Origin of the sequence: Synechococcus sp. R55.4 (assembly GCF_047461935.1) — a bacterium.
Taxonomy (GTDB): Bacteria; Cyanobacteriota; Cyanobacteriia; order Thermostichales; family Thermostichaceae; genus Thermostichus.
Genome location: NZ_JANSIF010000013.1, coordinates 1 through 22,010 on the forward strand (window position 1 = coordinate 1; position 22,010 = coordinate 22,010).

The 22,010-nt window shown below is 56.9% G+C and carries 23 protein-coding genes; 7 read left to right on the forward strand and 16 right to left on the reverse strand.

The window, feature by feature from the left end; all coding sequences use genetic code 11:
* The coding region (locus NW842_RS04700; RefSeq protein ID WP_414373251.1) for a phosphoribosyltransferase at positions 1-518 on the reverse strand (518 nt) is incomplete at its 3' end.
* Between the two features lie 65 nt (positions 519-583).
* Positions 584-1,504, reverse strand: coding sequence for a branched-chain amino acid transaminase (locus tag NW842_RS04705; protein WP_414343490.1), 921 nt, complete (start codon positions 1,502-1,504; stop codon positions 584-586).
* A gap of 525 nt (positions 1,505-2,029) precedes the next feature.
* On the opposite strand from NW842_RS04705, the gene NW842_RS04710 reads away from it, so the two are divergent.
* A complete protein-coding gene (locus NW842_RS04710) occupies positions 2,030-2,152 on the forward strand; it encodes a PepSY domain-containing protein (RefSeq protein WP_414417568.1) in 123 nt (40 codons plus the stop codon).
* A 234-nt stretch (positions 2,153-2,386) separates the two neighbouring features.
* Positions 2,387-3,829 carry a hemolysin family protein gene (locus NW842_RS04715; protein ID WP_414417569.1) on the forward strand — a complete coding sequence of 481 codons (1,443 nt, stop codon included), beginning with the start codon at positions 2,387-2,389 and terminating at the stop codon, positions 3,827-3,829.
* A gap of 16 nt (positions 3,830-3,845) precedes the next feature.
* On the opposite strand, the gene NW842_RS04720 is transcribed toward NW842_RS04715, so the two are convergent.
* Positions 3,846-5,432 (reverse strand): aminotransferase class I/II-fold pyridoxal phosphate-dependent enzyme, encoded by a 1,587-nt coding sequence (locus NW842_RS04720; protein WP_414417570.1) that lies wholly within the window; start codon positions 5,430-5,432, stop codon positions 3,846-3,848.
* A 77-nt stretch (positions 5,433-5,509) separates the two neighbouring features.
* Here NW842_RS04720 and NW842_RS04725 point away from each other — a divergent pair, with 77 nt between their 5' ends.
* The gene (locus NW842_RS04725; RefSeq protein WP_414417571.1) at positions 5,510-6,076 is read left to right on the forward strand and encodes a DUF2854 domain-containing protein; all 567 of its coding nucleotides are present in this window, start codon (positions 5,510-5,512) and stop codon (positions 6,074-6,076) included.
* A 177-nt stretch (positions 6,077-6,253) separates the two neighbouring features.
* On the opposite strand, the gene NW842_RS04730 is transcribed toward NW842_RS04725, so the two are convergent.
* From NW842_RS04730 to NW842_RS04740, 3 genes are all read right to left on the reverse strand, one after another.
* On the reverse strand, positions 6,254-6,631 hold the full coding sequence (locus NW842_RS04730; protein WP_414329093.1) for a hypothetical protein: 378 nt from the start codon (positions 6,629-6,631) through the stop codon (positions 6,254-6,256).
* Between the two features lie 84 nt (positions 6,632-6,715).
* Positions 6,716-7,609, reverse strand: coding sequence for an Ig-like domain-containing protein (locus NW842_RS04735; RefSeq protein WP_414417572.1), 894 nt, complete (start codon positions 7,607-7,609; stop codon positions 6,716-6,718).
* A gap of 349 nt (positions 7,610-7,958) precedes the next feature.
* Positions 7,959-9,926 carry an AMIN domain-containing protein gene (locus NW842_RS04740; protein ID WP_414417586.1) on the reverse strand — a complete coding sequence of 656 codons (1,968 nt, stop codon included), beginning with the start codon at positions 9,924-9,926 and terminating at the stop codon, positions 7,959-7,961.
* Between NW842_RS04740 and NW842_RS04745 the strand changes: the two genes are divergently transcribed.
* Entirely contained in the window at positions 9,813-10,043 is a 231-nt protein-coding gene (locus tag NW842_RS04745) for a hypothetical protein (RefSeq protein ID WP_414417587.1), read from the forward strand. The two genes, NW842_RS04740 and NW842_RS04745, sit on opposite strands and share 114 nt — an antisense overlap.
* Before the next feature lie 329 nt (positions 10,044-10,372).
* Here NW842_RS04745 and NW842_RS04750 read toward each other — a convergent pair whose 3' ends face one another.
* The 7 genes from NW842_RS04750 to NW842_RS04780 form a co-directional block, all read right to left on the reverse strand.
* Positions 10,373-11,095 carry a hypothetical protein gene (locus tag NW842_RS04750; RefSeq protein ID WP_414373244.1) on the reverse strand — a complete coding sequence of 241 codons (723 nt, stop codon included), beginning with the start codon at positions 11,093-11,095 and terminating at the stop codon, positions 10,373-10,375.
* Positions 11,095-11,802: a PilN domain-containing protein gene (locus NW842_RS04755; protein ID WP_414373241.1), complete on the reverse strand. Its 708-nt coding sequence runs from the start codon at positions 11,800-11,802 to the stop codon at positions 11,095-11,097. Before NW842_RS04755 ends, NW842_RS04750 begins: the two co-directional genes overlap by 1 nt.
* A gap of 60 nt (positions 11,803-11,862) precedes the next feature.
* Positions 11,863-12,981: a type IV pilus biogenesis protein PilM gene (gene pilM, locus NW842_RS04760; protein ID WP_414417573.1), complete on the reverse strand. Its 1,119-nt coding sequence runs from the start codon at positions 12,979-12,981 to the stop codon at positions 11,863-11,865.
* 163 nt (positions 12,982-13,144) lie between these two features.
* Positions 13,145-13,819, reverse strand: coding sequence for a Uma2 family endonuclease (locus NW842_RS04765; RefSeq protein ID WP_414417574.1), 675 nt, complete (start codon positions 13,817-13,819; stop codon positions 13,145-13,147).
* A 25-nt stretch (positions 13,820-13,844) separates the two neighbouring features.
* A complete protein-coding gene (kaiC, locus tag NW842_RS04770) occupies positions 13,845-15,470 on the reverse strand; it encodes a circadian clock protein KaiC (RefSeq protein WP_414417575.1) in 1,626 nt (541 codons plus the stop codon).
* Positions 15,471-15,498: 28 nt separating this feature from the next.
* A complete protein-coding gene (gene kaiB, locus NW842_RS04775; protein ID WP_011430723.1) occupies positions 15,499-15,801 on the reverse strand; it encodes a circadian clock protein KaiB in 303 nt (100 codons plus the stop codon).
* 2 nt (positions 15,802-15,803) lie between these two features.
* On the reverse strand, positions 15,804-16,808 hold the full coding sequence (locus tag NW842_RS04780; protein WP_414343474.1) for a circadian clock protein KaiA: 1,005 nt from the start codon (positions 16,806-16,808) through the stop codon (positions 15,804-15,806).
* A gap of 121 nt (positions 16,809-16,929) precedes the next feature.
* Between NW842_RS04780 and NW842_RS04785 the strand changes: the two genes are divergently transcribed.
* From NW842_RS04785 to ruvC, 3 genes are all read left to right on the forward strand, one after another.
* Positions 16,930-17,865 carry a nucleoside hydrolase gene (locus tag NW842_RS04785; protein ID WP_414350605.1) on the forward strand — a complete coding sequence of 312 codons (936 nt, stop codon included), beginning with the start codon at positions 16,930-16,932 and terminating at the stop codon, positions 17,863-17,865.
* Between the two features lie 78 nt (positions 17,866-17,943).
* Positions 17,944-18,462: a CDP-diacylglycerol--glycerol-3-phosphate 3-phosphatidyltransferase gene (pgsA, locus tag NW842_RS04790; RefSeq protein ID WP_414329287.1), complete on the forward strand. Its 519-nt coding sequence runs from the start codon at positions 17,944-17,946 to the stop codon at positions 18,460-18,462.
* 10 nt (positions 18,463-18,472) lie between these two features.
* Positions 18,473-18,985, forward strand: a complete 513-nt coding sequence (ruvC, locus tag NW842_RS04795; protein WP_414329288.1) for a crossover junction endodeoxyribonuclease RuvC — start codon at positions 18,473-18,475, stop codon at positions 18,983-18,985.
* A gap of 50 nt (positions 18,986-19,035) precedes the next feature.
* On the opposite strand, the gene carA is transcribed toward ruvC, so the two are convergent.
* The 3 genes from carA to NW842_RS04810 form a co-directional block, all read right to left on the reverse strand.
* Entirely contained in the window at positions 19,036-20,238 is a 1,203-nt protein-coding gene (gene carA, locus NW842_RS04800) for a glutamine-hydrolyzing carbamoyl-phosphate synthase small subunit (protein WP_414417576.1), read from the reverse strand.
* Positions 20,239-20,299: 61 nt separating this feature from the next.
* Positions 20,300-20,908: a Tfp pilus assembly protein FimT/FimU gene (locus NW842_RS04805; protein ID WP_414417577.1), complete on the reverse strand. Its 609-nt coding sequence runs from the start codon at positions 20,906-20,908 to the stop codon at positions 20,300-20,302.
* Entirely contained in the window at positions 20,883-21,974 is a 1,092-nt protein-coding gene (locus tag NW842_RS04810) for a type II secretion system protein J (protein WP_414417578.1), read from the reverse strand. Before NW842_RS04810 ends, NW842_RS04805 begins: the two co-directional genes overlap by 26 nt.
* Between the last annotated feature and the right edge of the window lie 36 nt (positions 21,975-22,010).

Here is a 22,010-nt window from a genome sequence, read left to right on the forward strand (position 1 = left end):
TAACCGGAAGAGCGTAGCAATTGCATCAACTGCTGGGGCGTCATCTGCTCGTAGGGCTCGAAAGGCTGGTGGATCCAAGGGTTATCCGGCAAATAGTCCACATAGTAATCCGGCTGATAGATGGAAGCTGCCTTATACCAGAGCACACCGGTGCGGATCTCCTCGATGTAGAAGCCGTAGTGGTGCTTGAGCCAGTGGACAGAGCGCTTTAGGGTCATGCCAGAGTCTGCCAGATCGTCCACCAACAGCACGTGGCTGCCCAGGTTGGCGGTGGTCATGGCTAGATCCCGCGAGAAGGTCAGTTGCCCCCGCTGGCGGTTGCCGGGCCCAGAGTAGGAAGAGGCTGAGAGAATAGCCAGGGGCAGGTCGAAAAGACGGGCCAAGGTATCGCCGATGCGCAGCCCCCCCTTGGCAATACAGACGATTTGGTTGAATTCCCACCCGCTTTCGTAGACTTTGACGGCCAACTCCTCGATTTTGCGGTGGTAGTCGGCCCAGGTAATGGAAATTTCGTGCAAGGGATCCCCCTCTACCCATCTAGAGTGCTCAGTTCAATAATGACGCTTCTCCCCTCGACTAGGGACTAGCTTTCTTTCAGAGGGATCACCTTCACCCAATGGGCATAGGCCGGATCCCGATTTTCGGTAATTGCCGTCAGCTTCTGCCGCAACTGCTCAGTGATGGGGCGGGAGGGGGGCAGGACATACTGCTCGATCTGGCGGATGGGCGTAATCTTGGCAGCAGTGCCAGTCAGGAAAGCTTCATCGGCAATCAACAGCTCCGACTTATCGACAGGCCGTTCTTGGGTAGGGATCCCCAGATCACGGGCCAGGGTGAGGACGCTGTCGCGGGTGATCCCTTCCAAGATATCTTGGTCGAAGCTGGGGGTAATCAGCACGCCATTGCGCACGATGAAGATGTTCATGCCCGAGGCTTCGCTCACTTTGCCCTGGGAGTTCATCAAAATGGCCTCGTCATAGCCAGCCTGCGCCGCCTCGGTTTTGGCCAAAGAGGAAGTGATGTAGGCGCCGGTGATCTTGCCCCGCAATGGTAGGCTGCGATCCTCTTGCCGGGCCCAAGAGCTGATGCGGCAACTGACTCCCTCTGGCGAGAGGTAGTCCCCCAGTTCCAAGCCGTACACGAAAAAGTCTTTCTCAATGTTGTGCAGCCGCGGCGAGATGCCTAGGTCGGAGGTGTACACCAAGGGGCGGATGTAGAAAGACGTGGAGGGACGGTTTTTTCGGATCAGCTCGACGATCACCTGCTCAATCCGTTCAGCAGGGAGATCAAAACAGAGCAGGCGGGCGCTTTGACTCAGTCGTCGGCAATGGCGATCCAGACGGAACACCAGAACTTGATCCGGGTTTTGCGGGTCTGGGATCCCGCGTAGGCCGCCGAACGCCGCTGTCCCGTAGTGCAGAGCATGGGTGGCAATGGAGATCTTCGCCTCAGCAAAGGGGACAATCTGGCCCTGAAAGTAGGCGTAGGGCAGAAAATCTGGCATGGTCGGCACCCACCGGGGTAGGAATGAGAGGTAGGAATATTATCACCGATTCGTGCAGTGCCGGGAGCTCCAACGTCGGCATGACTTCCCTGCCTGTAGTAGCAGCACGCGGGATAGGTGTAGAGGTATTCCTCCCCCGCAGCAGCGTTGTTTAGCCAGTCAGTTTCCGAGAGGGTTGGATTGGAGAAGCAAACAGTTCGTAGCTGAAGAGGGGCCGAGCAGCTACACCCTATGACGCAAAGGGGGTGAACTCCTTGTGAAGGCAGCAATGCTCCTTGTGGCAAGGCTTCTTTGGTCTCAGGGTGGTAGGGTAAGGAGGTGGTTGCTCAAGCAGCTGTAAATAAAGTCTGCAAAACTTTCGATTGCTGCCTTACTTTTGCTTGGCATTTTGTCCCTCGGCGGCCCGATGCTACTGGTAGGTGGGAGCATGAAAACTGCTTTTGCCCAATCTTCTGCTCCGCCTATCCCCATTGAGGAAGCTATTCGGATCGCTCGATCTGCCGTGCCCAATGCCGTGATCAAAAAATGATCAAAAAAGATGAGTTGGAGCTTAAACATGGGCGCCTAGTTTGGGAAGTGAAATTTACCAACGACATTAAAGTCAAGATCGACGCCACTACCGGTGACATTGTCGATATCGACGACTAGCACCCAGGAGATGCCCCCTGCATAGGCGGGGGTGAGCGTTGCCGGAAAAGGTTGTAGCTGTTACTGCTTGATGAATGAGAACTGCGAAAGCCGGGGATCCTTTGCATTTTGGGCATGGAGAGGGCGTCATCGATAGTTGACGGATAGCTGAAACCAGTTCGACTGCCGGCCGAGGACAGGTGGCCGAGTCAGTCTGAGCTAGAATGCTGTCTATCCGTCTTGCTGCTCCCCCTGATGGACGACCCCCCTTTAGCCTCGACGGCTGCTTTCCCCAACACCGAGCTTTCGTGGGGAGATGCGTCGCTTAGTCTCCTTTGGGTCATCGGTCTTCTGGTCGTCAACGCTTTCTTTGTCGCAGTCGAGTTTTCCTTGGTATCGGCGCGGCGCTCCCGGATGGTGCAGTTGGCGAGCGAGGGAAACCGCCAGGCGGCAATTGTGCAAAAAGCCCAAGAACAACTGGAGTATGCCCTCTCCACCACCCAGTTGGGCATCACTCTGGCCAGTGTATTGCTGGGCTGGATTGGAGCCACCCAAGTTTCGCCCACGCTGTTTTTGGCCTTGAGCCGCTTGGACTGGTTTCAGGGTGTGGATCCGGCCCTTATGCAGGGGGTGGCGGTGGTAGTGGTGTTTTCGCTGCTCACCTATTTTCAGATCGTGGTAGGGGAGCTGATCCCCAAGACTCTGGCCATCCTCTATTCCGAGCCGATTGCGCTGCAACTGGCCTGGCTCAATCGTTTGGTCAGCCGCTTCCTCCACCCTTTTGTCGAGCTGCTCCGCTTCTCCTCCCGCTGCCTGCTGCGCATCTTGGGCGTCCGCATCCCCGAGGCCACTTCCTTTTACAGCACCATGACGGTGGAGGAGTTGCAACTGCTGATCGCCTCGTCGGTGGAGTCGGGCAACATTGAGGCGGAAGAGCGAGAGCTGTTGAGCAACATCTTCGAGTTCGGCGAGACGGTGGCCAGCGAGGTGATGATCCCGCGTACCAGCATCGACGCGGTGCCGGAAACTGCAACGGTGCAAGAGGTGCTGGCCGAGGTGGCCGAATCAGGACACTCCCGTTACCCGGTCTACGGCGAGTCTTTGGATGACATCCGCGGGCTGATCCACGTCAAGGAAGTCATTGGGGAGCTGGCCAAGGGATCCATCGACCTCCACAGCCCCATCACGCCTTTTATCCGCGAGGCCCACTTTGAGCCGGAGAACAAGCCAATTGCGGAACTGTTGCCCGAAATGAGGCAGCACCACTGGCCGATGGTGATGGTGGTGGATGAGTTTGGCGGCACGGCGGGCCTGATTACCGTTCAAGACTTGGTGGAGGAGATTGTCGGCAAGCTCTCCGATGGCCCGGATCCCAACACCAAGGAGCCGGACATCCAAGAACTTGACGAAAATACCTTGCTCATCCAGGCTCAGCTAGATATTGAAGAGATCAACGAGCGCTGTGGCCTCAACCTGCCTCTGCACGAGGATTACCAAACGCTGGGGGGCTTTTTGATCTACCACATGCAGAAGATCCCACGTGCTGGGGAAAAGTTCACCTACCAAGAGATGGAGTTTCAGGTGGTGCGCATGGAGGGGCCACGGGTGGATCGGGTGAAGGTAGCCCGCCGCCCCGGCACCCCGGCAAACTCCCTGCCGCTGCTCCCCCCAGCGCAAACGGCAAAAACCCGTCCATAAGCCCGCTAGGAGAGCATTAGGTCCTTGCCTTGACCACTTTCAGGGTCTGCAGGCGCACATCCTCTGGGCCGTTGATAAAGCCGCCTGCCTCATGCACCAACAGCAGATAGTTCACCGCCTCTTGAGTCACCTCTTCTCCCGGCACCAAAATCGGGATCCCAGGCGGATAGGGGGAAATGATTTCGGCGCAGGTGTGGCCCGCTGCTTCCTGGAAAGGCACCCGCTGAATGGGGGCAAAAAAAGCCTCCCGGGGTGATAGCCGTTGCGGTGGCAAGCAAGGACGGGGCAGTTGTGCCAGCCGCTGCATTTTTTCCATTGCCGCTCTGGATGGGCGGGATCCCTGAAAATGTTGCGACAGGGCGGCGAAACTTTCCACCAGGCGGTCAATGTCTCGCTGGGTATTGCCGATGCTGACAATGAAGACCACGTTGTGCAGGGTGGACATCTCCGGCTGCACGTGGAAGTGATCGTTAACCCAGTCGTGAGCGTCGAAGCCGAACAACCCCAGCTCTGTCACCGTTACCGTGAGACGGGTGCGGTCGAAATCGAAAAAACCAGGGGTGGAGCCGATACGCTCTGGGCCAAAACAGCGCAAGCCGGGGATGCGGTTGAGACGGGCGCGGGCTTGATCTGCCAAAGCCAAGGCTTGGCCCAGCAGGGCTTCTCCCTCCAGTGCCATCTGCCGCCGTGCCACATCCAGCGACATCATCAGCACATAGCTGGGACTGGTCGATTGCAGCAGTTGCAGAATGTTGCGCACCCGGTTGGGGTCGATACGGGATCCCTGCAGGTGGAGCAGCGAGGCTTGCGTCATGCCGGAGATCACCTTGTGGGTGGACTGCACCACCAGATCGGCTCCGGCTTCCAAGGCCGAAATGGGCAATTCCGAATGAAACCCAAAATGGGGCCCGTGGGCCTCGTCCACCAATAGCGGTAGGCCATGGGCATGGGCGATGGAGGCCAAAGCCTGCACATCGCAGCAGACCCCGTAGTAGGTGGGGCTGACTACCAAAACGCCTTTGGCATCGGGATGCTCCGCCAAGGCCCCCTCCAAACCGGCTGGGGTAATCCCGTGGGCAATGCCCAGCTCCGGGTCAAAATCCGGCTCGATATAGGCCGGCACCGCCCCAGAGAGGATCACCCCGGCAATGGCGGATTTGTGGCAGTTGCGCGGCAAGAGGATCTTGTCTCCCGGATCGCACACCGCCATCACCAGCGTTTCCACGCCGCAGGTGGAACCGTTGACCAAAAACCAACTGCGATCGGCGCCGTAGGCCGCTGCAGCCAGCTCCTGGGCCTCTCGGATCACGCCATCGGGATCGTGGAGGTTGTCCACCTCTGGCAACTCGGTCAGATCTGCCCGGAAGACGTTCTCTCCCAAAAAGGTCCGCAAGTCGGCAGGGATCCCACGTCCCTGTTTGTGGCCTGGCGTGTGAAAAGGAGCCTTATCCAAGCTGCAATAGTGGCGGATGGCCTCAAACAGAGGTGCTCGCTCTTGGGCTTTGCGATCCAGCGAGCGCAAGCAACGAGAGGTTTTGGACAGATTGGACAGAACCACAGACCACTCCTCAACACACCAGGTGGGCATTTTGTGATTATCCATCCCAATGGAGGCTAAGTCCACCGCTGGCGCTTTTCCTGCTAGCCTGGGTTTTCAGGTTGCCTTTCTTCTTCTCCTGTATGTTTGAAAAACTGCCCTTCCCCCTGAGCACTCTCGTGTTGCTGGCCGGCGTTGCCGCCACGGCTTGGGGCTTTGCCCACTACAACGATCCCACCCTCAATCTCATCGGCCTGTTTGCCGGGATCCCCTTGCTGTTGGGAGGGATAACCATGAAGGTAGTGGAACTCAAGCCGGTACCTGCCCTGGCCGCCCCTTCTCTCGAGGTGATCCAAGCCCGCGCCCAGCAGGCCACGGAAATTCAAAAGCAAGTCCGCGCCGATATCACCAAATATAGCTACGGGGCTAATGCCCACCTGGAAGATGCCCTGGAGTTTCTGGGTCTGCGCGGCCCTCTGGAAGCAGATCTGCCCAAGGTGAGAGGGTACAGAGAAGAGCTGCGAGATGGCCGGTATACCTTGGTGCTTCTGTTCGATTCCCCCAAGGTTCCCTTCCAACAATGGCAGGAAAGCTACCAGAAAAAAATGCAAGGCTTCTTTGGCCGAGATGTGGAGGTGCAACTGGGGCAGCCCCAAGAAAATCAGGTGGAATTGGCGCTTGTTGCCCGAACAGGATCCCTGACCACCTGAGCAAGGCTTAACCTTCCACCTCATCTGTCAGTTTCACGACTTTTTCACGGGTCGGCTCTTAGAATCAGAGCATCTCATAGGGAAGGTGTGTTGAGGACTGAAACACTAGAGGAAGGATAACCAGGGATCCCATTGGCTGGGATCCCTATTTTTTTCCATCGAGGGGGCGGGAAAGAATTAACGGGATCCCTCTCTGAGCAGCACAAGGATAACCCCGGCAATGATGCTAATCGTGGCTCCTGCGATCAAGCTGGTTGCCAGCCGCTCTAGCCGCTCCCCAACCGATTGAGCAGTGTCGAACTTGAAGCCCAACTTATCGACATCGGCGGAAAGTTTGCTGACACTTTGGGAGAGGTTATCCACCCTGTCGGTCAGGCTATCTACTCGGTTAGTCAGGTTGTCTACTCGATCCGTGAGGTTATCCACCTGCTCGGTCAAGCTATCCACCCGGTGAGACAACCCATCGACGCGCCCCAGCACTTCCCTCTGCTGGTTCACCAAAACTTCTACAACACGCTCAATCCGGTCTAGCCGATCCTCTGTGGGGGTTGTCATCAAATTGATCTCGTAGGTTCCTAATCTTAAAGTAAACAAACGAGCAAGGGATCTTTGTTGGTAAAGACTCTCCAGCCCATCAGGCTAACTCTTATGGGCCTCAGCCGCTTGATCCTGAATAATCCAGGTACGCAGGATTTGAATTTCATCAGCGCTCAAGTGACCTAGGCGATCCATGCCGGTGCCGTTGCGACGAATATAGGCCAATTCTGGGGATCCACTGCGTCCGATAAAAGATCCGGGAGACTCTCCCTGGGGATCACTCACAGGAACCCTGGGCGTAGGTTCAGCTCCTTCCCTGCCCTGCGACAACAAACTCAGGGCATCCACTCCCCCCCCATTCAAACGGATCCCTGCAGCTCGCTGGATGACAGCATGACGAGCTAACCAACGCGGTTTGAGCAACTCGCTATTTTCCGATCCCGGCGTTACATAACGCATCACCGCAGCATAACTATCTAAAGGGCTGCGCCGCATCCGACCGGCCTGCTGATGACAACCTACACAACTGGCTTCTAGCAAGGGCTTAATATCTCGCTGGTAACTGTACTGAGGCTCGGTGCGGAAAGTCAATTCTATGGGCTTTTGTAAATCCAGCTCTTTGGCTGCAGGCAAGAGTATTCTGTAATCTGTGCTGTAGCTGAGTAGCTGTAAAGGCTGAAAGATCAGCTCGTTTCCCTGAATGTCAAAGGCCACCTCCACAGGGGGCTGGATCCCGAAGGCTAGACCTGTTATTCCGGCTGGAAGCTGTCGATCAAAACGCAGATGGATATTTTGGTCAATTGGGATCCCTCTTTGGCCATTGGAAGGATTGCTGGAGACCAATGTAATTCCATTTGCAAAGGGAGCAGTAGATTCTACCTGGGCTTGCTGCAGCGGTGCTCGCGGCTGTAAAAGAGCCAACGTATTAGGATAAAAAGTGCTGAATTGTTCCAGTTGGGCAGGAGAGGGGGCCTGCTGCCAAACGCTACGAGGCATTCGCACTGTGAATAGGGGTACTTGTTGTTCCCCAGCTTGTCCCAATACCTCCAAAGTGATTTGCTCTGACTGCGGTTGAGCTTGAAATTGTTGCGCCAAAGCTTGCCAAACCAAAGGACGCGATTGTTCCACTAGTTGTGAATAACTCTGCCCTTGTACCGATAGAGAAATGCGATGGGTTTGTGTCCAGCCTACTCTTGCCCATGCCAAAATCAAAGCCAGCCCGAAGCTAAGCAGCAAGGATCCCAGCCTGACCCAAGGTCGATAGCGAGAGTTCGAACTCAGCATTGATGCACAATTCATCTCATAAAAGTGGATGGCCAAAAACGATGAAATTCTGTATTTCGCCTTAACCTTCCAATATAACTGGAGTAATCAAGACGACAACCTCACTTCTAGTATTTGTTGTGTTTTGTCTGCGGAAGAGGGAGCCAAGTAAAGGAATTTCAGAAAGAAGTGGGACTTTATCAACAGATACTCGATCTTCCTCTTGTATCAATCCTCCAAGAAATAGTGTTTCTCGATCTTTAAGTCTGGTTTGCAATGTTCCGACAGAACGCTGATTGAGCAAACTAATAACAGTGCCATCAGAAAGTGTAATTTGACTGCCAATAGATGAGATCTGTGGAAGAAGGTTCAGCGTAATGTAGCCGTTATCATCGATCCTGACATTCTGAATGAGTAAATTGACTCCCGCATTTCCTTTCTCAAAAACGACAGTTGATATGCCAGTCGCAGGATCTGTTTGCAATCTCCTATTGGTGATAACTTCTTGGCCAACCACAATAGCTGCGCCAGTGTTATTCGCGACTACTACTTTTGGATCGGCCAATATCTTAGCTGTTCCTGAAGCAATGGCTGCATCTATACGAGCTGCTAGAGATTGCTGTAATCGATTCAAGGTGTTAAACACAAGTGAGCCTCCAGTCCCTGCAGCAGGAAAAGAACCAACATTAGGAACTGAGGATCCTGCAGGTTGGTCAAGAGGAGTTCCACCGAAGACAGTGTTATCTCCAGACCCCAGAGCAAAGTTGCCAGATGCACTACCCAGTGCAACTCCTAGACTAGAATCATTATCTAGGTTGATCTCAATAAACCTAGCACTAATTAAAACCTGTCGACTTCTCAAGTCAATTTGGGCAAGATATGCTGCAATTACATCATGCTGGGTAGGTGTGGCAACAATAGTCAGTGAATTTGTTCTTGGATCCGCTTGAATGGCTGACTCTTGAGCTAAAGGGATATTTGATGCTTCCAGAATGGCCAAAATTCTACTTCTGATTTCACTCGGAGTAATACTTAGTTGCCTAGCATTGATTTCAACTGTTCCTCCTCCCCCTGCAGTTCCCGAAGCGTTAAAGACAAAAATTTGCTCTGTTTCTTCGATTCTCAGTTGATTGAGTCTATAGGTTTTGACAATCTGCTGGCTAACTCCAGGGAGTGTAGTGCCGATAAAAACCGTTTGCCCTGAACGAGATGCTTGAAGTTCCTTCAGGCGCAAAATAAAGTTAAATGTTTCTTGCAGAGGTGAATCAGCCACATCTAAGGAAATCGTCAGGTCTGGAGGGACGTCATTGAGAACTACGTTCAGTCCAGCTCGACGCACCAGCAGACTCAACACATCACCCACAGGGGCATCCTTGAGGGTTAAGGTAATTGTGGCATTTGAACCCAAGTCAACTGGAGGGGGAGCCGGAATAATATTGCCGACAGCAAGATCTCCGGCCGGAGGAGCCACTGCTCGACCTTGAAACGGAGACGCACTGGGATCAGTAGCTCTCGAAGGCAGCTGAGGTTGGTTAAGCTGGCCCACAGGGGGGACCTGAGAAATCACGGGTGCAGCAGGAACAGCAGGTGCAGGAGGAGCCGCTTGAGTTGTCTGCGGAGGGGCAGGGTTTTGAGCGACCGGTTGGGAGGCAGGGGCAGGAGCTGCGGGCTGAGGAACAGGAGCCACGGGCTGAGGTCGGTTTAGTGACGCCGGTTGGCCGGGCGCTGCTTGGTTGGACGAGGGTTGAGGGGGAACCGCCGCTAGGGGAGCCAGTGGGGCAGAGGGTAGGCCCTCAAAATCGAAGACCAACTGCGTCGGGCTGCGCCGAGCCAGCAAGCCTTGGGGAGCTGCGGCCACGCCGGCTATTTCTATCCGCACACTGTCATTGCCTAGTTGCTTAGCCTCGATGAAACGCACCCCCGGCAAGGGAGACTCTTGACGATAGCGGCCCTGGCTTCCGCTCAATTGAGCATTGGTGATGTCCCCGATCCAAGATTGTCCCTGCTGGGTAAAGAACACCTGTGGGCGAGCGCCCCCTTCGGTGTTGATCTCCAACTGCATGCGGTTGCCGTTGGGCACCAGGCGGATATCTGTGATGCGGCTGAGGCGTTGCGGGTTTGCGGAGGTCAACTGTTGAGCGGCTGCCTCATTGACCCGGCTTTCTAAGGCCAATGGGGGCAGGGACAGGATCAAGCCCAACGCACACCCATAAGCAACTCGACGGTTCATCATCCTCACACCTCACTCCTTCACCCAGTCGTATTCTTGCTTCACCTCGCCACGGGTGCCTTTGGCCTCGTTCACCCCGTGCTTCCCTAATCAAAGCCGAAATCTCGGACTTTGCCACTACCTGTAGCCGTTTCGGGAGAAATTTTTCCCAGATCTTCGATTTGGCAACACTATCTGTGCTGCACCGGCGATTGTTCCCGTCTTCTGAAAACCCAAAAGGGATCCCGCACTGGCAGGATCTCCCCCTGAGCCGAAGCATAGCTAGGCTATTGGCTGGGTGCTGCCTGTTCTCCTTCAGGGGGGGCTTGCCCTTCAGGTGGAGGAGCAGTGCCCAACGGAACGTCTTTGTTGTAGATGTAGGCAATCAAATCAAAAGCAGCGTCCAGTTCCCCTGTGTCTTGAACAGGATTTAAGCTGATGTTGCTCACCCGGAACAGCGTGCGCAGACGTTCTATATCTCCCATCAGATTGATCAGCTCCGTATAGGGGCCACGCAGAGCGACACGGGTGGTCTGCACTTGGATGGCGGGAGCGATGATCCCAGGCACTTCCGGATTGGCCGAAGACGCTGGAGTCAGTGGAGAAGGGCTAAAGCTGCGCAGCTCGCTGTTGGGCTGCCCCTGCACCAGCCGGTTGAGATCCAGCAGTTGCGTGTCGGCATTCTCGGGGGTGGAGAGCAGGGCACTGATCTGTTCCCGCTCCACGCGAGCTCTCTCGACCTGATTGGGCACATCTTGCAAACTGGCAATCTGGCTCTTTATGTCCTGCAACTGGGTGGTTTTGTTGGCTACCTCCCTTTCCAAAGCCTGTACCTCCTCGATCAAGGGGCGAAGTTGGGTGAAGGCCAGAAACCCCGCCGCGCCTAGCCCTGTGATCCCGATTAAAAGACCAATTCGAATGGGGGTCAGCTCCACGCCCAGCAGTACCGGCGGCCCTGCCGGGGGAACCACCAGTTGTTCGTCGGGAAAACCTTCAACCGATCCAGTCATCAGTTCGCCTCCACTCGACGCAAAATGCGGATCTTTTCAACCAAGCCTATCGCTCCCCGCTGCTCCAGCTCGCGGGTAAATTCCGGGTCGGGATCCCCCAGAGTACGGATGGTTACGGTTATGCCGTACTCCACGCTGGGTTCAGTTACGTCTGTACCGTCCACCCGGGAGCTGCTGTTCAAGACGGCGCTGGTCACAAAGTTGGAATCCAGCAGGGTGAGCAGAAAGTCGTTGACCAGGGGAAAGTCCAGCGCTCCTCCTTGAATGTTGACGGTATCCCCGGAAGCGCTGATGTTGGTTATCCACACCCCCTGGCCGGGGATCTTGCGCCGCAGCTCTTCCAAGATGGCCGACCAAGGCTGGACGGATCCCAGAAAGGAGCGGAACCCTTCCGTTTGGGCGCGAATGGTTTGCAGCTCTTGATTGGCATTCTGCAGCTGGGACAACTCAGCATTGGCTGTGCTGAGCTCACTGTCAAGGCGAGCCCGCTCCGCCCTCAAGGTTTCTCTCTGGCGGGAAAAGCTGTCTTGGAAATACCAAAAAGCTCCCATCGCTACAGCAGCAACAGCAACCCCCAGGCCAATGGCCGGGATCCAATTCTGGGATCCCTTTGCAGCCTCAGCTGCGACTACTTCTCCCCCACCTGTTCGAGCTGTGGTGAGGACATCCGGCCTTTCTTTGAGGAAATTGATCTCCGGTGTGTACATCTCTTTAACCGCCTTGTGCGCTATTCCATCGGTTGGGCGAGCTTGCGCTGCCTGCTGCCGCTACTTGGTGTCTTCCCGTAACGCCAACCCCAGGGCCACTCCCATTGCTGGGCGTTCCTCCAGGGGCAGTTCCACTGAATCCGGCACGACAATGTTGCCAAAGGGATCCGCCAACTCCACCGCCACGCTCAACGACTGAGATAAGAAGCCGTCGATTTGGCCGATGCTTGCCCCAGTTCCGGCCAGCAGTACTTTCACCACAGGCGAGCTGCTTTCTGTGCTCGTAAAGAAGTCGATGGAGCGCTTCAGTTCATCCGCCAAATCGGAGACAACGCGCGTTACTGCTGCTACACCGGGATTGCTGGGCGCTGGCTGTTCTCCCGTGGCCAAAATATCGGTGGGGTTGATCAAGGGTAACCTCAGAGTTCGCAACAGGTCGCCGGTGCGGCTAACCGGCAGATTCAGGGATTGGGCCAGCACCTGCCGCATGTGGATGGTGCCGATGTTGACGGTGCGGGTAAATTGCGGGATCCCGTTCACCAAAATGCTGATCTCGCTGCTGTCGTAGCCGATGGAGCTGAGCAACACGGCCTCCCGGGGGCCGTACTGGGTTAGCTGATCGCGGATGGTGCGAATGAGGGAGAAGCTGGCCAGCTCCACACAGCGCACCTGCAAGTTGGCCACCTGCAGCACCTCCAGGTAGTTGTCCACCACCTCTTTGGGGATGGCCACCAGCAAGACTTCGATGCGCTCAATGCCATCCTGGGAAAGATCGAGACCCAAGGGTTGGTAATCGACATCCGCCTGATCCCGCGGATAGGGAATGTAAAGTTCGGCCTCCTGCTCCAAAACCACCCGGCGCAGCTCATCGGCAGGTAGGTCGGCAGGCAGGCGAATGAGACGAACGATGGCCTCCCTTACGGGCACTGCTGTGGCTGCCGGCAGGTTGGTGGGTACCTTGTTTTCATTGAGCAAATTCATCAGGATCAAGCCAACTGTGCTCGGATCGAGGATGCGCCCTTCGACCATCGCCCCTTCCGGCATTTCCACGCTGTGGTAGTGGGCCAGACGATAGCGACCATTGCCCTGCTTTTTCAGTTGGGCAACGGCGATGCGCTCGGGGTTGATGTCCACCCCAAGCATGGTTCGGGTTTTGGAACCACCAAGAAAACTAAACACGCCGGGAAACCCCGCCCTTTGCGCTACTGCTAGAGGCATACTACCCAATTTATGGGTGGGTTACCACCAATTTGCCATTGGCTGCGGGGAAATTCGTGTCTGGGCTATCTTCCCCCTCCAACTGCAAGTGCAGGGCTTGCACGGTGTTGGAAACTCGCTCGGATCAGCGGGTTTGTTGCCGTGCCCACTCACGGAACTGTCGCAGGGTCGGTATCTCCCCCAGGATCAAGCGTTTCTCCAGAAATTCCTGCAGGATTGAGGCAGGCAAGCCGGGAAAACTGAGGCTTTCTACAACAGGGCAGTAGGTGTCTCCTTGCCGTCGAAAGTATTGCAACGTGCGGCCATTGTACTGCCAGATTTCCGGAACCCCCAGTTGGGCATAGATGGGGAAGCGTCGCTGAGAAGGGCTGGTGATGTCCACTTCCACCACCAAGTCCGGTGGGGGATCGGATGCCAAGTCGATTTCTTCTTTGTGGCGAACAAGAGGCTCGTTTTGGATGTAGTAGCAGGAGTCTGGCTCTGCGCTCATTTGCAGATCTGGGCGTCGCATGGTCCAGGATCCCAGTTGGCGCAAATTCAGGTTCCACTCTTCCGCAACGGCCACGATTAAACTCTCCAGGAATCGATTGCTGCCCTCATGGGGAGCCAGGGGGGACATGATTTCTAAACGTTCTCTCCAGTAGTGGAAACGGGTGCTGCGGTTCTCCCCCACCTCTGCCAGCAACTGTTCGAAGGTTTTCCAGCCAATGGGATGGAGAATGACCCGTTCTTCGCCGAGCAGCGGCTTTGGGGAGCCTTCCGATGTGGGCGCTGCTTCGGAAGTGGGATGGGTGGTCATAACGGCCTTCTATCCACCTAACTGCTCAAAACCCTTCTTCCTCCAGGGCCTGGACGTTTTGCACAATCCGGGAGAGCTCGTTTTTCTCATCCACATTGATGCGGGTCGGGGATCCGCTGATGATGCGCTCGTAGCCCCGGAAGGAATCGCGGATTTGGATGCCTGCGTTGGAGATGAGGTACTCGCGGATCCCTTTGTCGTGCCAGGATCCCCGCATTTTGAAGACGTTGAGGGCGCGGGCCATTTCTCCGCGGATCTCCACGTATTGCAGCAGGATAATCGTGTCGGTGATGGTGGAGATGTGGGATTCGGTGATGGAATGGGATCCCATGAATTGGTCGGTGGTGTTGGTGAAAAAGCCGGTGATCTCCTCCTGCTTGGCCAGGCCAGTTACCCCGATTACAAACTGGCGGAAGGCATTTTGGCTCACTCCCCGCGCCAGGGCTGACAGGGAGTCGATGGCCATGCGGGAGGGCTTGAAGGCCATCATCTCGGTTTTGATCTTCTGCAGGTGGTCTTCCAGGCCGGCAGATTCTGGGTAGGCGCAGATGATCTTGAGGAGGCCCTGCCGCTCGAACTCTTCCAGCTCAATGCCCCAGGAGGAGGCGTTGCGGGACAGCTGCGCCCGCGACTCTTCGTAGGCAAAGAGAATGCAGCGTTCCCCATCCAGGCAGCCCCGCTCCAGGAATTTGCTCACCAGCGAGGTTTTGCCCGTGCCGGTGGCGCCGGTGGCCAAAATAATCGAGTCCTTGAAGAAGCCGCCGCCGCACATTTCGTCCAGCTTCTCGATGCCGGAGGAGACCCGCACGTTGGAGGAGCGCTGGGTCAGTTGCATGGCTCCCAGGGGGAAGATGTTGATCCCGTCATTGGTGATGGTGAAGGGATATTCCCCCTTCATGTGGGTGGTGCCCCGCAGCTTCAAGATCTCGATGGTGCGCCGCCGTTTCTCTCCTTCCAGGATGTTGCGCAGGATCACCACGTTGTCGGAGACGAATTCTTCCACACCGTAGCGGGCGATGGGACCGTACTCGTCGGTGCGCTCTGTGGTCATGACGGTGGTGACATTGGCCTGCTTGAGGCGGGCCGTCAGGCGGAACAGCTCCCGCCGCACCACACCGGCAGGGTCGTATTGCTGAAAGATGGCTGTCACTGAGTCGATGGAGACCCGCTTGGCTTTGTATTTGCGAATGGCGTACTGGATGCGCTCGATGAGGGCCGACAAATCAAAGTTGCCGCTCACCTCATAGCCTTCGGGATCGGGGGAAGCGTCCAGGATAAACAGTTGGCCCCTGTCGATGAGGGCCTGCAGATCCCAGCCAAAGCTGGAGGCATTGCGAATGATATCGGCGGGGGTTTCCTCGAAGGTGACGAAGATCCCCGGCTCTTGATACTTCACGATGCCGTTGTAAAGGAACTGCATGGCAAACAGGGTTTTGCCGGTGCCGGAGGTGCCGCTGACCAAGGTGGTGCGTCCCAGGGGCAGCCCACCGTGGCTGATGTCTTCAAAGCCCTCGATGCCCGTCTGTTTTTTGGGGATCCCTCGCAGCTCTGAGAGATCCGCTCGGTGGTTGTCTGGGGTTGGTTCGGTGGAGTCCTCTGCGGTGTTATCTTGTGGCTTTTCTGGCTCAGAAGGCCCCAATGACTGGTTCATCCCACTCTCCTTGCTCCTGCAGCCTGTCTCAAGCCTCTTCGTCCAATTCTTCGTAGAGCAGATCCAGGCCGATGAGCACTTTCTCGCGGTTGGACAGATCGCCAATAATCTTCCGCACCGGTGGCGGCAGGATTTTGGCCAAGGTCGGCGTTGCCAAGATCTTATCTTCCTCTGCCAGTTGCGGATTTTTCAAGACATCGATCACCTTCAGGCTGTACACGCCGCGGAACTCCTTTTCCAAGATGTCTTGCAAGGTGCTGAGGGCACGCAGAGAATTGGGGGTGTTGCCCGCCACGTAGAGCTTGAGAACATAGGCTTTGCGAGTGGACATATCTAAGGATCCCTTGGAGCGGTTTTGGGAATGGAGCGGCGGTACATTTCGCTCAGGTGGGCCATCACATCGATCAGGGTAAGGCGGTAATCCAGCAGGATCTCTTCGCTGCGGCCTTCCAGCTTCAATTGTTTGGCAAAGTCTTCCATCAAGTTCATGTGCAGCTCCAGCAGTTGAGCAGCGCCGATATCGGCAAAAAAGGCCAAGGCCACCAGCTCGTCGATGCGGGCATTGACGGTCTCGGGAGATTGAAAATAGTCCAAGACGATTGCCTGGTAAAGGTTACGCAGCCGTCGCATGAGGGCTTGCTGCTCGTGGGGCGGGAGGCGACGGTAAAACAGCTCTGGGTCACGATGATAGTACACTCCGGCGTAGCCCAGCCGTTCCCGCAATTTCTCCGCCAGCCGCCGTTGTTGTTGGTTGCTGTAAGCCAGGTAGGGCTGATCGCTGGGATGCGCTGGGCCCTGCGGGAGGCCGCAGGTGGGAGACATCTGCAGAAACAAGGCGATGGCCCGATCCACCAGCAGCTCCAAGACGGAAGGGGATCCCGAAGCGGTACAGTCGGCCCGCACCTGCCCCTTCAGCTCCTGTGGCGAAATGGGACGGACGAGGGTGGCGTTGTGGTAGAAAAACTGCTCTCGCTTGAGCAATGCTTTCACCAAAGATGAGGTGGCAGGGATCTCTCCTTCCGTCTCCGGTGTTTCCTTTTGCAGGTGGGATTCTTCCAGCACAATCGCCAACACCGTCGGCAGCAGCAGTCCCCACGCGCAGAGCTGATTGCCCAGATCGTGCAGCTCTTGCAGCCGAGTGGGATCCACCAGGAGCACCAAGCAATCGACATGGCCGTCTTGTCTCCTGAGAGCCTCTAGGAAGGTAGCTTGATCCTGAAAACACTCGACAACAAAGCGTTCAGGGGGTAGCCAGTCCTCGCAAGCTAGGGGCTCTCCTGCTGGCGGCTCCCAATCCAGCAACAGGTTGATGCGCAGTGGATGGGTGTCAGGCAACAAGACAAAGGATGAAGATATATTTCCTATCTTAAATCTGACCGGGATCCGCGCTCACCGGCCAGAGGAAAAGAGCGGGAGAAAAACCTAAACTAGGGGTGAGTGAGCTGCTGCCGAGATCCCTATGGTGCCCCTGATCATCGACTGTGACCCTGGCCAAGACGATGCGGTGGCTCTGCTGCTGGCTATGGCGTCGCCAGAAGAGCTGCAATTGCTGGGCATTACCACGGTGGCCGGCAATGTCTCCTTGGACAAAACCAGCCGCAATGCTCGACAGATCTGTGAATTGGCCGGTCAGCCGCAGATGGGGGTGTATGCTGGCTGCCCCCGACCTCTCTTGCGCCCTCTGGAAACCGCCGAGCAGGTGCATGGCAAAACCGGGATCGATGGAGCGGATCTGCCGGAGCCCCAGATGCCTTTGGGATCCCAGCATGCAGTGCCCTATCTCATCGAGACGCTGATGGCTGCCCCTGAGCCGGTTACCTTGGCTTTGCTGGGCCCGATGACCAACTTGGCGGTGGCCCTGGTGCAGCAGCCCCGGATTGTGGAGCGCATCCGGCGGCTGGTGTTTATGGGGGGATCCGCCTTTGAGGGGAATGTTACCCCGGCAGCCGAGTTCAACATCCTCACCGATCCCCACGCCGCCCAGATCGTGCTCAGCGCCGGGATCCCGGAGGTGGTGATGCTGGGCTTGCACGTCACCCAACAGGTCCTCAGCACGCCGGAGCGGATTGAGCGCATCCGCGCCCTGGGCACCCGCGTTGGGCAGACGGTGGCCAATATGCTCACCTTTTACGGTAAGGTCGACGTAGAACGCTACGGGCTACCGGGAGGGCCATTGCACGACCCTTGTGTGATTGCCTATCTGTTACAGCCGCAGTTGTTCGAGCTCAAGCCCTGCTACGTCGAGGTGGAAACGGCTAGCCCCTTGAACCTGGGCCGGACGGTGGTGGATCGCTGGGGATCCAGTGGTCGCCTCGCCAATGTTCAGGTGGCTTTTGGGGTGGATGCCCAGGGGTTTTACCACCTGCTCACCGAGCGCCTGGGCCGTTACCGATAATTCTGATAGTTCTGATCCTTGAGGCCAGATCCGAAGGTGGAGAATCCCAGCGCCGTCCAACGTGCCAAGCTGGAGTGGGTGAACCTGCCCACCGCCGTCACCCTGCTGCGGCTGGCAGGGATCCCTTTTGTTTTGCTGGGCCTGAGCCTGCGATCCCCACTGGGGGAGAGGTTGGCCCTCTGGGCGTTCCTGTTGGCGGCGGCAACCGATTGGCTGGATGGCCATTTGGCCCGCCGTTATGGCTTGGTAACCGATATGGGCAAGTTTTTGGATCCTCTGGTGGATAAGCTGCTGGTGTTGGCGCCGCTGCTGGGCCTGCTGGAACTGGGGCGGATCCCCGCTTGGGGCGTGTTTTTGCTGGTGGGGCGGGAGCTGGCCATCGCCGGCTGGCGGGTCAACCAAAGCCAAATCCGCGGTGCCAATTTCTGGGGCAAAGCCAAGACGGTAACCCAAATCCTGGCCATTGCTTTGCTGATTTTGGGGTGGCCGGGAGGGATCCCTTGTTTTTGGGTGGCGGTGGTTCTCACCCTGATCTCGGGCCTGACCTACCTGCACACCGATCATCCCCATCATGCGCAGTCACCCGGCAGGCCATAGCCCTTGTCAGATCCCCCCGCCCCTCGCCGACAGAGGAGACACCCCACCTGAGCAGCGCATCCTCGGCCTAGATCCAGGTCTGGGAACCATGGGTTTTGGTTGCATTCTGGCGGGATCTGCGGGGTTGAAACCTGTGGATTATGGGGTGATCAGCACCCCCAGCCAACACTCGATGCCGGAGCGGCTGCAAACGCTGCACGAGGATTTGAGCCAGTTGCTGCGCCAACTGCGCCCGCATCAGGTGGGGCTGGAAAAACTTTTTTTCTACAAAATGGGCAATACCATTGCCATCGCCCAAGCCCGTGGCGTGATCCTGCTCACCTTGGCCCAGCATCATCTGTTGCCGGTGGAGTTTACGCCCGCCCAAGTCAAGCAAAGTTTGACAGGCTACGGACGCGCCGACAAGCAGGCTGTACAAGCTGCCGTGGCCCGGGAACTCAACCTGCCCAGCTTGCCCCGCCCGGATGATGCCGCCGATGCCTTGGCGATTGCCATCACAGTCTGGCACCACCGCTTCTCTTGAGGGATCCCGTCCCTGTCCAATCCCCTGCCTTCGGCAGGAGGTGAAAGATGTTAGCGTTGAGTAGCTAAAAAAGTTCGGTGCTGCAGCATTAGCTCCACAAACTCCCGGAAGAGGTGATCGGCATCATGAGGGCCGGGGCTGGCTTCCGGGTGATACTGCACGGAAAACAGGGGCAGGTGACGGTGGCGGATCCCGGCTACGGTGTGGTCATTCAAGTTGAGGTAGCTGATCGTGACCTCATCGGCAGGGATCGAGTCGGCATCCACCGCAAACCCGTGGTTCTGGCTGGTGATCTCCACTTGCTTGTCCAGCCCACAGGGATGGTTGAGGCCCCGATGGCCAAACTTGAGCTTGTAGGTGGATCCCCCTAGGGCCAAACTGAGAATCTGATGGCCCAGGCAGATCCCAAATAGGGGCTTCCCGGTTTGCAGCAGCGCTTGCGTGGTGCGGATGGCAGTCGTCTCAGCGGCGGGATCCCCTGGCCCATTGGAGAGGAAGATCCCATCGGGGTTGTAACTCAAAATCTGCTCCGGGCTGGCATTGGCCGGCAACACCATCACCCGACAGCCATAGCGGGTAAGGCGGCGCAGAATGTTGCGCTTAACGCCAAAATCCAAGGCCACCACCCGCAGGGGCGGCTCCGGCACTGGGATCCCTTGGCTGCGCCCATAGTCCCAGTCGGCAGGCGTAGGCTCCAGCCACTCGTAGGGTTGGGGAGTGGTAACCTCTGCCACCAAGCTCAACCCCTGCATGGAAGGAGCCTGGCGCACCCGCTCCAACAAAACCTGGGGATCCAAAGTCTCTGTGGAAAGGGCCCCGTTCATCACCCCCTGGGAGCGCAGCCGCCGTGCCAAAGCCCGCGTATCTACCCCAGCAATGGCCGGGATCCCATATCGTTGCAGGTATTCGGGGAGGGTGGATGTAGCCCGCCAAGAGCTGACCAAGCGAGACACGTTGCGGGCAATCACCCCCGCTACTTGGGGCCGAGCCGATTCTTCATCCAGCTCATTCACTCCGGTATTTCCCAGCTCAGGGCAGGTGAAAGTGACCATCTGCCCCCGGTAGCTAGGGTCGGTGATCACCTCCTGGTAGCCGGTCATGCCCGTGTTGAACACCACCTCGCCCACTGCCGTGCCCGGCGCCCCAAAAGACCAACCGGCAAAGGAAGCACCATCCGCCAGCATCAGCAGGGCAGGCTGACGAGATTGCCAAGGAAAGGTTTTTTCCTGAAGGATTGGGGAAGAAGGGGCCATGCGCTACCCAAAAACATCGGCCTGACCATCCTACCCCCTTTCAAGGAGGTTGCAAGGCTGGCTAGTCTTCCGCATCTGCTCCGCCCGCACAAGCCGGGTCGTTGTCCTTGCGGATGGTGCCTATCAAGGTGCTCACCACCACGCAGCGGTTTTCCCCCTGAGAGTAGGTGCTGCTAACTACAAAGCGACCCAGTTGACGGGCGCGGCCATCGGATTCAAAAACGGCTCTTCCTCCACTGAAGTTGTTGGTTACAGTTACAAAATTATTCAGGCGAATTCGCTGACAAGGGGTGGGTTCATCGCAAAGGCCCTCCCCATCTTGGATGACCAGAGTCGGAACGATCGGATCCGAATTGTCCACCTGCACCACCCAAGCTCGGCCCAGGAGAGAGGCTCTGGCGTTAGTGCGGGCAGTGCGCAAGGCTCGCTCCACCCTGTTCTGCGCATCCTCAAGCTGGATCCGCGCCCAGATGTTGATCCCAGAGGGAACGGCCAGCACAGCCAAGATGCCGATGATGACAATAACCGCCAAGACTTCTATCAGCGTAAAGCCCCTTGTCTGGGCAGGTGCAATCCGTCTAGATCCGCTCACCGAGGCCAGCATAGGCAGGGATCCCCCCTCCGAATAAGTCACATAGGCTTGACTAGGCTTGACGATTAAACACACCACGGGCCAACACCCGAGTTTGCATTGTCGTCAGATACCGCGACACCTGCTCCGCATCAACGCTGGTGGCATCTTGGATGTAGCGCCGGAACAGGCCGGGATTGGCTCGCTCCATGGCAGTTGCCGTGATGGTAACAATCACATCTTGGGGAAGGCTGGCGTCGGTACTGCGCCGAACGCAAACATGGAAGCCCACGTCGTTTTGATTGACCTCTAGGCCTGAGAAAGTGACTCCGTCGGGCCTGCCCCCTCCAAAGGCATAGCCCTGTGGGCAATTCGGGGCAACCTGCGGGCTGCCCTGCCGGCTGCTGAAGATGTTGGAGACCAGAGTTACCAGTCGATTACCTTGATTGCCTGCCCCAGCAATGGGAGTTTGGCGAGCCCTAGCTTGCTCAGAGGGCCAAACCAGAAAGCCTTCCCGGAAGGGATCCGGATCCTCGACAAAAAATCGGCTGCGCTCAGTGCATGTGTCATTAAGAGGTTGCAACTCAAACCTAGCAATGCGCGCATTACCCTCCCAGGGGGTGCTGCCGTCTGGGTTACCGGCGTTGTTGTAGTTGCGCTGCAAGTAATACACAACCAAGGTGTAGATGTTGCGGCGGCTGCGAATGTTTTCCCAATCAGATTGGGAAATGCCTGAAGGTCTTTCCTTCAAAGTTACTCGGCCTTCTCGGATTTGTTGCAACGCCGGAGGGCCTTGATAGCAATCGCGTGGGATCGGATTCAGCTTCCAAAAAGCGACAACCGGAACGGCACCATCGGGGCGGCGAATCCATCCAGGAGTGTAAAGCCTTTGGATGAGATCTGGCGTTCCGTCTCCGTTGGGCTGTTCCGCATCGTTGTAGATGTAAAGCGCCTCTGCCAGATCCTGCTGGATATGCTGCATGGCCTGGGTCAGCTCCGCCTGCACCTGGGTGCGGCCCGTCTCTTCCCGATCCAGCCGCATCGTCTCGATGACAATCATCGCGGTGGCCAGGAGAAAGATGGAGGCAACCAGCAGTGAGACCAACAGCTCAATGAGGGTAAACCCCGCACTCTTGTAAACCCTGTGGCGAAAAACCTTGAACATAGGAAAACACCACCTTTTTGTGAGCCTGCAGGAGGA

What these genes read in the sequence shown, in the direction of transcription:
- kaiB (WP_011430723.1), bottom strand. Translation starts at nt 15,801, where the DNA reads ATGTCCACTCGCAAAGCCTATGTTCTCAAGCTCTACGTGGCGGGCAAC.
- NW842_RS04725 (WP_414417571.1), top strand. Translation starts at nt 5,510, where the DNA reads ATGTTTGAAAAACTGCCCTTCCCCCTGAGCACTCTCGTGTTGCTGGCC.
- NW842_RS04710 (WP_414417568.1), top strand. Translation starts at nt 2,030, where the DNA reads ATGATCAAAAAAGATGAGTTGGAGCTTAAACATGGGCGCCTAGTTTGG.
- kaiC (WP_414417575.1), bottom strand. Translation starts at nt 15,470, where the DNA reads ATGAACCAGTCATTGGGGCCTTCTGAGCCAGAAAAGCCACAAGATAAC.
- NW842_RS04735 (WP_414417572.1), bottom strand. Translation starts at nt 7,609, where the DNA reads ATGCCTCGTAGCGTTTGGCAGCAGGCCCCCTCTCCTGCCCAACTGGAA.
- NW842_RS04705 (WP_414343490.1), bottom strand. Translation starts at nt 1,504, where the DNA reads ATGCCAGATTTTCTGCCCTACGCCTACTTTCAGGGCCAGATTGTCCCC.
- NW842_RS04755 (WP_414373241.1), bottom strand. Translation starts at nt 11,802, where the DNA reads ATGTACACACCGGAGATCAATTTCCTCAAAGAAAGGCCGGATGTCCTC.
- NW842_RS04765 (WP_414417574.1), bottom strand. Translation starts at nt 13,819, where the DNA reads ATGACCACCCATCCCACTTCCGAAGCAGCGCCCACATCGGAAGGCTCC.
- NW842_RS04785 (WP_414350605.1), top strand. Translation starts at nt 16,930, where the DNA reads ATGGTGCCCCTGATCATCGACTGTGACCCTGGCCAAGACGATGCGGTG.
- NW842_RS04730 (WP_414329093.1), bottom strand. Translation starts at nt 6,631, where the DNA reads ATGACAACCCCCACAGAGGATCGGCTAGACCGGATTGAGCGTGTTGTA.
- carA (WP_414417576.1), bottom strand. Translation starts at nt 20,238, where the DNA reads ATGGCCCCTTCTTCCCCAATCCTTCAGGAAAAAACCTTTCCTTGGCAA.
- NW842_RS04750 (WP_414373244.1), bottom strand. Translation starts at nt 11,095, where the DNA reads ATGACTGGATCGGTTGAAGGTTTTCCCGACGAACAACTGGTGGTTCCC.
- NW842_RS04810 (WP_414417578.1), bottom strand. Translation starts at nt 21,974, where the DNA reads ATGTTCAAGGTTTTTCGCCACAGGGTTTACAAGAGTGCGGGGTTTACC.
- NW842_RS04715 (WP_414417569.1), top strand. Translation starts at nt 2,387, where the DNA reads ATGGACGACCCCCCTTTAGCCTCGACGGCTGCTTTCCCCAACACCGAG.
- NW842_RS04720 (WP_414417570.1), bottom strand. Translation starts at nt 5,432, where the DNA reads ATGGATAATCACAAAATGCCCACCTGGTGTGTTGAGGAGTGGTCTGTG.